Here is an 11,635-nt window from a genome sequence, read left to right as displayed (position 1 = left end):
CGGGGTACTAATGGACCAGCAGAGCACTCGCACCGACATCACCGTCAACGTCGACGGCTTCTGGATGCTCCAGGCGTTACTGGACATCCGACACGTCGCTCCGGAGCTGCGGTGCCGGCCCTACGTATCCACCGACAGCAGTGACTGGCTCAACGATCACCCCGGCATGAAGGTGATGCGGGAGCAGGGCATTGTCGTCGGCGACGATGTCAATGAAGAAGTAGCGGCGCGGATGCGGGTGCTCGCCGCGCCAGATCTTGAGGTCATCGCACTGCTGTCTCGGGGCAAGCTGCTCTACGGCGTCGTCGATGACGAAAACCAGCCCCCGGGCTCCCGCGACATCCCGGACAACGAGTTCCGGGTGGTCCTGGCCCGGCGTGGCCAGCATTGGGTCTCGGCGGTTCGCGTCGGCGCCGACATCACCGTCGACGACGTCGCCGTCGCGGACAGCGCGTCGATCGCCGCCCTCGTACTGGACGGCCTGGAGTCGATTCACCACGCCGAGCCCGCCGCGATCAACGCGGTCAACGTGCCGTTAGACGACATGCTGGAAGCCACCAAGTCGTGGCAAGAGTCCGGCTTCAACGTGTTCTCCGGCGGCGACCTGCGCCGCATGGGCATCAGCGCCGCTACCGTCGCCGCGCTGGGCCAGGCGCTTTCGGATCCGGCAGCCGAGGTTGCTGTGTATGCGCGCCAATACCGCGACGACGCCAAGGGGCCCAGCGCCTCGGTGCTGTCACTAAAGGACGGTTCTGGCGGCCGTATCGCGCTTTACCAACAGGCGCGGACCGCGGGTTCGGGGGAGGCCTGGCTGGCCATCTGTCCGGCGACTCCGCAACTGGTGCAAGTCGGGGTCAAGACCGTGCTGGACACACTTCCGTACGGCGAGTGGAAGACCCACAGCTGGGTGTAACAAGAAGTATCAAATGTTAAGGCTTGTAACGCTTTTGAACTCAGGGTGCGGCCAGGCCACGAACACGTCATACTGCTCTATGAATAAGCAGCAAATAAAGAATGTCAGAGTCGGCGGATTCACCAATCGCGAGGCGGGGTAAATGGAATTGGAAAAGGTCGAACCACTACTTTCCGGAGCCTCGGCAAGTAGGTCGACAGAGCCCTTCACGCGACTGGCGATCCAGAGCCACACGTTCACCACGACAGGGGGTGCAGCCCGATGACTGCGGTAGCTGATGCGCCACAGGCTGATATTGAGGGGATCTCACAGCCACGGGCAGTCGTAGTCGGCATCATGGCCGGCGAGGGCGTCCAGATCGGCGTCCTGTTGGACGCCAACGCCCCGGTGTCGGTGATGACGGACCCGCTGTTGAAGGTGGTCAACAGCCGCCTGCGCGAGCTCGGCGAGACTCCGCTGGAGGCGACCGGTCGCGGCAAGTGGGCGCTGTGCCTGGTTGACGGCTCGCCGTTGCGCGCCACCCAGTCGCTGTCCGAGCAGGACGTTCTCGACGGCGACCGGTTGTGGATCCGGTTCGTCCCCGACACCGAAAAGCGCTCGCAGGTCATCGAGCACATCTCGACTGCCGTCTCGCAGAACCTGAGCAAGCGGTTCGCCGCGATCGACCCGGTCGTCGCCGTGCAGGTCGGCGCCGCGATGGTGTCCGGCGGCGTTTTCCTCGCCGCGGCCCTGCTGGGCTGGTGGCGCTGGCACCACAACTCTTGGCTGACCACGATCTACGCCGCGGTCATCGCCGCGGTCGTCCTGGGCGTATCGATGATGCTGCTGATGCGCGCCCAGACGCAGGCCGATCGGCGCATCGCCGACATCATGCTGGTCAGCAGCCTGGCCCCGCTTTCGATCGCCGCGGCCGGGGCGCCACCGGGCGGTGTCGGATCGCCGCACGCGGTGCTGGGCTTCGGCGTCCTCACCATCGCCGCGATACTGGCTCTCCGGTTCACCGGACGCAGGCTGGGGTTGTACACCGCGATCATCACCGTCAGCTCGCTGACCACGATCGCGGCCCTGGCTCGGATGGTCGCCATGACCAGCGCCGTGACGATGCTGACGACCATCGTGCTGGTCTCCGTCATCGGCTACCAGTGCGCGCCCGCCATGGCGCGACGGCTGTCCGGCATCCGATTGCCGGTGTTCCCGTCGGCCACCAGCCGCTGGGTCTTCGAGGCACGGCCCGATCTGCCCACCACCGTGACCCGCACCGGCGGCGGCCCGCCGGTCCTCGAGGGACCCGCGTCGGTGCGCGACGTGCTGCTGCAAGCCGAACGTGCCCGATCGTTCCTGTCCGGTCTGCTGCTCGGCTTCGGCGTGCTGATGGTGGTCTCGCTGGCGGGGCTATCGGACCCGCACACCGGGGAACGGTGGCTGCCGCTGCTGCTGGCCGGTTTCAGCGCCGGCTTCCTGATGCTGCGCGGCCGCTCCTACGTGGATCGCCTGCAGGCGATCACCCTGGCCGGCACGTCGGTGATGATCGTCGCGACGGTCGTGGTGCGCTACGCGCTGGAACTGCAGTCGCCGCTGTCGGTGTCTGTCTGCGTGGGGATCCTGGTGCTGCTGCCCGCGGCGGGATTGGTGTCCGCGGCAGTCGTCCCGAACAGCATCTACAGCCCGCTGTTCCGCAAGTTTGTGGAATGGATTGAATACGTCTGCCTGATGCCGATCTTCCCGCTGGCGTTGTGGTTGATGAATGTCTATGCAGCAATCCGGTACCGGTAACGGCAAGGTGTGGCGTAGGCGCGCATCCCGTGCGGCGATCGCCGCACTCCTGCTCACATCGGGTTCACTAGCCGGGTTACCGCCCGCCTACGCGATATCGCCGCCGACGATCGACCCGGCGGCGGTGCCGCCGGACGGTCCGCCCGGGCCGCCGGCGCCGATGAAGCAGAACTCGTACTGCACCGAGGTCGGGGTGCTGCCCGGCACCGATTTCAAGCTGCAGCCGAAGTACATGGACATGCTGAACATGCAGGAGGCATGGCAGTTCGGCCGCGGCGCCGGGATCAAGGTCGCCGTCATCGACACGGGCGTGACCCCGCATCCCAGGTTCCCGCACCTGATCCCTGGCGGGGACTACATCATGGGCGGCGACGGGCTGTCCGACTGTGACGCGCACGGCACCATCGTGGCGTCGATGATCGGCGCGGCACAGGCAAACGGCGCGGCACCGCCGCCGGTGGCGGGACCGCGCAAGCCGGTGACGATTCCGACTACCGAGGCGCCGCCGAAAGCGCCACCGCCGCAGACGGTGACCCTGTCTCCGTTACCGCAGACCGTGACCATGGTTCCGGCCACGCCGCCATCCGAGGGCCCGCCGCCGCCACCGTGGATGCCGCAGCCACCGCCGTCGGAGCCCCCGCCCGCCGCACCCGCACCGGCCTCGCCGTCGCAGGCTCCGCAGGGAGCACCGCCGGGGCCGCCACCCGCACCGGCGGCTCCCGGAGCCGCCAACCATGGCGGCGGCACGGTGACGATCCCGGCCTACTCCGGTGGCGGGCAGACGATTCATATCGGCAATCCGCACCCGCTGGCGCCGACGCCGACGCCCGCACCGCCGCCACCACCGCCCGGGTCCGCGGGGCCCGATGCCTATAGCGGCATCGCTCCCGATGTCGACATCATCTCGATCCGCCAGTCCAGCCAGGCCTTCGGCCTCAAGGACGCCTACACCGGCGACGAGGACCCGCAGACCTCGGCGAAGATCTCCGGCGTCGAGACCATGGCACGGGCCATCGTGCACGCCGCCAACATGGGGGCTTCGGTGATCAACATCTCCGACGTGACCTGCATGAGTGCGCGCAACATTATCGACCAGCGAGCGCTGGGAGCCGCTGTTCGCTACGCAGCGGTCGACCGCAACGCCGTCATCGTCGCCGCCGCCGGCGACACCAGCAAGAAGGACTGCAAGCAGAACCCGATCTTCGATCCGTTGAAGCCCAAGGACCCCCGCGACTGGAACGCTGTCACCACCGTGGTGACGCCCTCCTGGTTCAGCGACTACGTCTTGACCGTCGGCGCGGTGGATTCCGAGGGTCACCCGCAGACCCAGGGCAGCAACGGGCAGGGCCCGTCGAGCGTGGCTGGACCGTGGGTGGGGATCGCCGCGCCCGGAAGCGACGTCATCGGGCTCTCGCCGCGCGACGACGGGCTGATCAACGCGATCGACGGACCGGACAACTCGCTGCTGGTCCCCAGCGGCACCAGCTTCTCGGCCGCGATTGTCTCCGGCGTGGCCGCACTCGTACGCGCCAAGTACCCGCAGCTGTCGGCGTATCAGGTGATCAACCGGCTGGAGCGGTCAGCGCGTGCACCGGCCCGCGGCGTCGACAACCAACTCGGTTACGGTGTCGTCGACCCGGTGGCGGCACTGACCTGGGACATTCCCGACGGCCCGCTCAAGCCGCCGCAGCAACTGTCGATACCGTTGAACGTGCCGAAGGCGCCTCCGCATCGCGACATGCTGCCGGTGTGGGTGGCGGCCGGGGGATTGACCGGCGCACTGTTGATAGGCGGCGCCGTATTCGGTATCGCGACGTTGATGAAGCGTCGTAGGCAGCAACAATAAGGGCGGAGCAGTAACAGCAATGAAGGCTCAGCGCAGGTTTGGGTTGTCCTTGTCGTGGGCGCGGGTCACGGTCGTGTTCTTGGTCGTCGTCGGGATCCTGTTGATCGCCAGCCACTGCCCCGAGTCGTGGCAGGGCAAGTACCACATCGCCTGGTGGGTGGGTGTCGGCATCTCGGTGATCATCACGTTGCTGTCGCTGGTCACCCATCACGGCCTGACGGTGACCTCCGGCCTGGCCGGTTGGCTCTGGGACTGGTCCGCCGACCCGGGCACCACGCTGGCCGCCGGTTGCACGCCCGCGCTCGACTACCAGCGCCGGTTCGGGCGCGACAAGGTCGGGGTGCGCGAATACGACGGCCGGCTGGTCACCGTGATCGCGCTGGACGGCGACGACGACGCCACATCGCGCCACCACCGCCAGAAGAGCGCGCCGCCGGCCAGCGTGCTGGTGCGATCGGTTGCCGCCGGACTGCGCCAGTTCGATGTCATCCTGGACGGCATCGACATCGTGTCGGTGCAGATGCGCCGCGGCGGTAACGCCGCCGAGTTGTCCAAGCTCGACAAGTTGGGTCCCGAGGAGTGGGGACTGGTCAGCGATCAGCCCGCCTCGTACGTGCGCCGTACCTGGCTGGTGCTGCGGATGAATCCGCAGTCCAACGTCGCCGCGGTAGCGGCCCGCGATTCGCTGGCTTCCACGCTGGTCGCGGCCACCGAGCGGCTGGTCCAGGATCTGGACGCACCGGGCTGCACGCCCCGGCCGCTGACCTCCGAGGAGATCGCCGAGGTCGACAGCGCCGTGCTGGCGGACCTGGAGCCGACCTGGAGCCGTCCCGGCTGGCGTTACCTGAAGCACTTCAACGGGTTCGCGACCAGCTTCTGGTTGACGCCGTCGGACATCACCACCGAGACGCTGGAGGAGCTGTGGTTGCCCGACGCCGAGGCGACCGTGGTGACCATCCAGCTCACCGCAGACGACGGCCACCCCGAGGTCTCCGGCTGGGTGCGCTATCACAGCGACAGCAGGTTGCCCAGGGGAGTGTCGTCGGGACTGAACCGGCTCACCGGCCGCCAGCTGGCCGCGGTGCGCGCGAGCCTGCCTGCTCCGACGACTCGCCCACTGCTGGTCGTGCCCACTCGAGGACTGCTCCCCGACGACGACCTAGTGCTTCAGGTGGGCCAGGTGCGGGAGGACGCTGAGCGCTTGCTCGCGGGTCAATGAGCCGCCCGCAATCGACGGCGGAGGACGCCCGTAACGCAATGGTCGCCGGGCTGTTGGCGTCGGGAATCTCCGTCAACGGTCTTCAGCCCAGCCACAACCCGCAAGTGGCGCTGCGGATGTTCAGCACGGCCACCACGCTCGACCCGGCGATGTGCGACGCCTGGCTGGCACGGCTGTTGGCCGGTGACCAGAGCATCGAGGTGATCGCGGGAGCCTGGGCGGCGGTAAGCACGTTCGGCTGGGAGACCCGTCGGCTCGGCGTCACGGAAATGCAGTTTCATCCCGACGTCTCCGACGGGCTGTTTCTGCGGCTGGCGGTGCTCAGCGTGGAGTCGCTCGCGTGCGCGTACGCCGCGGTCCTCGCGGAGGCAAAGCGCTACGAGGAAGCCGCCGAACTGCTCGACCGCGTCGAGCCGCGCCAACCCATCGACGAAGAGCTGATCGCCTACGTGCGAGGGGTCCTCTACTTCCGTGCCGGACGATGGCCGGATGTCCTCGCGCAATTCCCCGAGGGAAAGATCTGGCGCAACCCCGAATTGAAGGCGGCCGGCGCGGCGATGGCGACCACGGCGCTGGCGTCGCTCGGCGTCTTCGAGGAGGCGGTGCGGCGCAGCCAAGACGCCATCGAGGCGGATCGGGTACCGGGAGCGGCCAACGTCGCGCTGTACACCCAGGGCATGTGCCTGCGACACCTCGGACGCGAGGAAGAAGCCGTCGAGGTGCTGCGCCGGGTGTACTCCCGCGACCCGAAGTTCGGCCCCGCCCGCGAAGCCCTCGACAACCCCAACTACCAGTTGGTGCTGACCGACCCCGAAACCATCGAGGCGCGCACCGACCCGTGGGACCCGGACAGCGCACCGACCCGCGCGCAGACCGAGGCGGCCAAGCAAGCCGAGACGGCGGCCAAGTACCTGGAAGAGGGTGACGCCGAGCTCAACGCCATGCTGGGCATGGAGCGAGCGAAGCGGGAAATCAAACTCATCAAGTCCACGACCAAGGTGAACCTGGCGCGCGCCAAGATGGGACTTCCGGTGCCGGTCACCTCGCGCCACACCCTGTTGCTGGGCCCGCCCGGAACGGGAAAGACCTCGGTGGCGCGTGCTTTCAGCAAACAACTGTGCGGGTTGACGGTGCTGCGCAAGCCCGTGGTGGTGGAGACCAGCCGCACCAAGCTGCTGGGCCGCTACATGGCCGACGCGGAGAAGAATACCGAGGAGATGCTCGAGGAAGCCCTGGGCGGAGCGGTCTTCTTCGACGAGATGCATACGTTGCACGAGAAGGGCTACCAACAGGGCGACCCGTACGGCAACGCGATCATCAACACCCTGCTGCTGTACATGGAAAACCATCGCGACGACCTGGTGGTCTTCGGCGCCGGCTACGCCAAGGCAATGGACAAGATGCTCGACGTGAACCAGGGTCTGCGACGGCGCTTTTCGACCGTGATCGAGTTCTTCAGCTACACGCCCGACGAGCTGGTCGCGTTGACGCGCCTGATGGGCCAGGAGAACGAAGACGTCATCACCGAGGAAGCAGCCGAGGCTCTGCTGCCGTCGTACACCAAGTTCTACTCCGACGAGAGCTACTCCGAAGACGGGGACCTGATCCGCGGCATCGACACACTCGGTAACGCCGGCTTCGTGCGAAACGTGGTGGAAAAGGCCCGCGACCACCGGAGCTTCCGCCTCGACGACGAGGACCTCGACGCGGTACTGGCCAGCGACACCACCGAATTCAGCGAGCTTCAGCTGCTGCGGTTCAAGGAACTCAGCGGTGATGATCTGCTCGAGGGCCTCAGCGCGGCAGTCGCGGAGAAGAAGTCGAGCTGAACGCCCGCTCACTAGACTCCTAACACGGCCGCGGGGCGGCCAAATGGATTTGGTGTGGCGGCGCAGTGAATTGTTGCGAACGCCTCGCAGCAAGCTTGACTCACTCTGTCTCGAATGCCACGATGGCCTGTGCAAGCACCTCGTTAGGTGAGGCTTCCATTACGGATATAGGCCACTGACCTCAAACGTCGAAAGACGCCCAGGGTCAGGACAGCTCTTCCCGGCTTAAGGGTTGAGCCCAAGTGGCTTCTGGCTTCGGCCGGATACGCAGTGTGGTGCCGAAGCTCTGATGAGAGGGGTGCCGGATCCGGCGAACGCGCCTGTGTCCCCATCCCTTCGTGCAGAATAAAGGCATATCGGTGTGCCCAGGCCGCAAGGAGGTGAGAACGAAATTAATCCCGGTGATAGTCCTATTTCTCGATCGATGACGTTTCGTTCGAGCCGGTCAAGGCTTCGCACTTGCCTGTCGGCTTGCACCGAGTCGCCTAGCCACGTTGCGCAATCGGTGTACGTCCTGGCAAGGGTCGCGCCTCCGGCTCACCCTTATTCCTGAGGAGAACTCCGATGACCTCTGCCGACGTACAGACCACTGCCGGTTCGTGTGCGGCCACCAAGGCAGCCAACGTAACGGCCACCTGTTAAGCGCCGAGGGGGAACCATGCTGGATTTTGCGGCGTTACCGCCGGAAGTCAATTCGACCAGAATGTATTCTGGCCCCGGGTCGGGGCCCTTGCTTGCCGCTGCCGCCTCCTGGAATGCGCTTGCCGCTGAAATGCGTTCCGCGGCAACCGATTACGAGTCGGTGCTCCGGGAACTGAGCAGCGCGGGCTGGATCGGTCCGTCGTCGGCGTCGATGTTGGCCGCGGCCGCGCAGTACCTGGCGTGGCTGAACGCCACTGCGGCCCAGGCCGAACAGACGGGTATGCAGGCTAACGCGGCCGCCACCGCTTTCGAGGCCGCGTTCGCCGCGACGGTACCCCCACCGGTCGTCGCGGCCAACCGTACTTTGCTGGCGAACCTGGTGGCCTCCAACATCTTCGGGCAGAACACCCCGGCGATCGCGGCCACCGAAGCTCAGTACATGGAGATGTGGGCGCAGGACGCCGGGGCGATGAACGGCTACGCGACCGCCTCGAACGCGGCTGCGCAGATGACACCGTTCACCTCGCCGCAGACGAACACCACTCCGGATGCGGCAACCGGACAAAACCAGGCGGTCTCTCAGGCATTGAACTCAGCGACCGGGAACACGCAGTCGTTGTTGTCGGGTAACACCTTGTCTACCAATGACGTCAACGCCCCGGCCGCTCCGCAGGCGTCGGGATCGCTCTACGATTACCTCACCCAATTCTTCGGCAACACGAACAACACAGCCGCGGGCCAGTTCTTGAGCAGCAACTTCTTCGCCAACTCGATCCTGAACGGTTCGATCGCCGGCGGCCCGTTCAACCCGCAGTCCATCATCGGAACGGTCGAGGGCTTCAACTTCTTGCAGACGACGGCCACAACGCTCGGCGGTCTGGACGATTTCACTGGCGGTGCCGAGGCCGCAACCACCAGCCTGACGGCCAACTCGGTGGGGTCGGTGAGCATGGGTGGTGCTTCGGCGGGAATCGGTAATGCGCATCTGATCGGTTCGATGTCGGTACCGCCCAGCTGGAGCAACGCCGCCACGATCAGTGCCGGTCAGGGACCGGCGCCGGTCACCGGCCTCAGTGACATCGGGTCCGCCGGGACGCCGGCCGCGGGCGGACCGGGCGGTGTTGCCGGGCCGTTGGGTGGCACCGGGAAGAGGTTGCGCCGCGCCATCCCCAGGTACGGGTTTCGGCCCGTCGTCATGCCGCGCCCGCCGGCCGCCGGATAAGAGACTTCAGGAGGAGATGTCATGCTGAACTTTGGGGCGGTACCGCCGGAAGTCAACTCGGCCAAGATGTACGCCGGACCTGGGTCCGGATCGATGCTGGCCGCCGCGGCGGCATGGAACGCGGTCGCTGCTGAGATGCGTTCGGCGGCAAGCAATTACGAAGCGGTGATCAAGTCGCTGGTCAGCGAGGGCTGGCTGGGGCCGGCGTCGGCGAAGATGGCGGCCGCGCTGCAGCCGTATCTCGAGTGGATGAGCACCACCGCCGCGCAGGCCGAGCAGGCCGGCGCTCAGGCCAACGCGGCCGCTGCCGCGTACGAGGCCGCGTTCGCCGCGACGGTGCCTCCGCCGTTGGTGGCCGCCAACCGCACGCTGCTGGCGAACCTGGTGGCTACCAACATCATTGGCCAAAACAGCGGGGCGATCGCGACCACCGAGGCCCAGTACGGCGAGATGTGGGCGCAGGATGCCTCCGCGATGACCAGCTACACCGCGGCGTCGCGGGCCGCCACTGCGATGACGCCGTTCAGCGACCCGCAGTCCGACACCGCCCCGGCTGCAACGGTCCTGCAGGCCGACGCGGTCAACAACGCCAATGCCCTGGCCGCGCCGCTGGCTGCCGGCGCGGGGGACAGCATATTCACGCCCGGCTCGGGTTCGGACACCACCGGACTTTCCGGGTTGCTGAACATCTTCAGCAATTCAAACCCGAATCTGCTGGGTGCTTTCCTCAACAACAACAGCGTGTCCGGCCTGTCGAACGCCTTCACCACCAACGGCATTCTGAACCCGACGACGATCATCGATCCCGCCGCCACGGCGGCCGCGAACAGCGCCGTACAAAGCGCGACCACGTCAGGCTTAGAGGATCTGGCCGCCGGCCTCGGTGGCGCGGCTGCTGTGTCATCGACGACGAGCCTGCCGGGCGCGGCTGCCACCGCGGCGGTAGGACAGGCGAGTCTCGTTGGGGCCCTGTCTGTCCCGCCGACCTGGGCCGGCAGCGGAGCGACCGTCAGCACGGTTGCGGCCACGACTCAGGTCGGAGCCGGGGCGTACCACAGCTTTGGCGCCGCCACCCCGATGGTGATGGAAGAAGCCGGGGCAGTGGGCATGCCCGGGGTGCCGCTGGCCGGTGTTCCGGGTGCACACGAGGATGAGTTCGCGGACCCGATCTACGGGTTCCGGCCCCGCGTCATCGGGCGCCCACCCGCCGCCGGTTAACGACATATGAAGGCCCTACCGTTTCTGGCAAGCGTCGTCACCCTGATCGGCCTGGCCGCACCGGCACACGCCGATCCGGCTGACGACGCCTTCCTCGCGGCGCTCAACAACGCGGGCATCACCTATCACGACCCGGAGCACGCGATCAAAGCCGGCCAAAAGGTCTGCGACCTGGCCAATTCCGGGACCTCGCAGCTCGACATCATCCGCGACATCCGCGATCTCAACCCGGCATTCACCATGACGAAGGCCGCGCAGTTCGCCAAGGCGGCCGCCATGGCCTACTGCCCAGAACGCCTCTCCACCGACAGCGGCGGCAACGACCCCCGTGGTGCCGGCACCTACCCGGGCGGTGGCGATGGCGGCGGCGGTGGCGGCTGATCTCGCCCTTTCGCCCTCACAGCAAACCTTCAGATCTCAATAAGCGTCGTAGCAGTTCTACGTGTTTATGTTGGGTGAAATGTAGGGGAGCTGCATATGACCATTGCCTGCCAATTCGGCGCTGCCGTTGGACATCGCGCGTCGATCCGCGCCCAGGTCACCTCCTGCGCGGCCGAGCCCTAGCCCGGCACCGGCGATGCGCTTGCCGCAGGGGACTTTTGGCGCCGCACGAATCCTGTAGGCCTACAATCCCTAATGCCAGCGACCATTTCATGGTATCCATAATTCGCTGCCGGATGCCGTTCTAGGATAATTTCAGCTCGTATTTCTAACGACTCCCAAATTCGGCGCGCAGCCCGAATTACTGATGCACTTTCACGTTACACACAATTTTGTTTCTGGATGTACAGAATGAAAGGATGAAGTAAGTCACTATAGAGTCGGTTACAGTAGTATCGGATAACGGAAGCGCGATTGCGATGGTGTCACTCCGGCGCGGTATTTACCGAAATCTGGATATCCCAGGCAGTGCTGTCAGCATTCGCTAAATAGTGATTTCATACCATTTATAATGGGATTACTCCACTACACA

Annotated in this window: 8 protein-coding genes and 1 riboswitch; all 8 genes read left to right on the top strand. The window is 66.1% G+C overall.

Translation table 11 applies throughout. The features are described from left to right. The first annotated feature begins 10 nt into the window (after positions 1-10). The 8 genes from AC5Y5O_RS27715 to AC5Y5O_RS27680 all read left to right on the top strand — a co-directional run bounded on the left by AC5Y5O_RS27715 (position 11) and on the right by AC5Y5O_RS27680 (position 11,043). Entirely contained in the window at positions 11-913 is a 903-nt protein-coding gene (locus tag AC5Y5O_RS27715; RefSeq protein WP_500028287.1) for an ESX secretion-associated protein EspG, read from the top strand. Between the two features lie 261 nt (positions 914-1,174). Continuing rightward, entirely contained in the window at positions 1,175-2,686 is a 1,512-nt protein-coding gene (eccD, locus tag AC5Y5O_RS27710; protein ID WP_096287716.1) for a type VII secretion integral membrane protein EccD, read from the top strand. Beyond that, a complete protein-coding gene (locus tag AC5Y5O_RS27705; protein WP_500028283.1) occupies positions 2,664-4,532 on the top strand; it encodes a type VII secretion-associated serine protease mycosin in 1,869 nt (622 codons plus the stop codon). The genes eccD and AC5Y5O_RS27705 overlap by 23 nt, the downstream gene beginning before the upstream one ends. Before the next feature lie 19 nt (positions 4,533-4,551). After that, positions 4,552-5,751 carry a type VII secretion protein EccE gene (gene eccE, locus AC5Y5O_RS27700; RefSeq protein WP_096287718.1) on the top strand — a complete coding sequence of 400 codons (1,200 nt, stop codon included), beginning with the start codon at positions 4,552-4,554 and terminating at the stop codon, positions 5,749-5,751. Beyond that, the gene (gene eccA / locus AC5Y5O_RS27695) at positions 5,748-7,580 is read left to right on the top strand and encodes a type VII secretion AAA-ATPase EccA (RefSeq protein WP_096287720.1); all 1,833 of its coding nucleotides are present in this window, start codon (positions 5,748-5,750) and stop codon (positions 7,578-7,580) included. Before eccE ends, eccA begins: the two co-directional genes overlap by 4 nt. A 132-nt stretch (positions 7,581-7,712) precedes the next feature. Continuing rightward, a riboswitch (M-box (ykoK) riboswitch) is annotated at positions 7,713-7,885 on the top strand. Between the two features lie 353 nt (positions 7,886-8,238). Beyond that, positions 8,239-9,444: a PPE family protein gene (locus AC5Y5O_RS27690; RefSeq protein ID WP_096287722.1), complete on the top strand. Its 1,206-nt coding sequence runs from the start codon at positions 8,239-8,241 to the stop codon at positions 9,442-9,444. Between the two features lie 21 nt (positions 9,445-9,465). After that, positions 9,466-10,662, top strand: a complete 1,197-nt coding sequence (locus tag AC5Y5O_RS27685) for a PPE family protein (protein ID WP_500028280.1) — start codon at positions 9,466-9,468, stop codon at positions 10,660-10,662. 6 nt (positions 10,663-10,668) lie between these two features. Further along, complete coding sequence (locus tag AC5Y5O_RS27680) at positions 10,669-11,043, top strand: DUF732 domain-containing protein (RefSeq protein ID WP_500028278.1); 375 nt, start codon at positions 10,669-10,671, stop codon at positions 11,041-11,043. Positions 11,044-11,635 lie beyond the last annotated feature (592 nt).

The organism is Mycobacterium sp. NGS40, from assembly GCF_059812735.1.
Note: the sequence above shows the minus strand (reverse complement) of the source record. Positions and strands in the feature narration are given on the sequence as shown.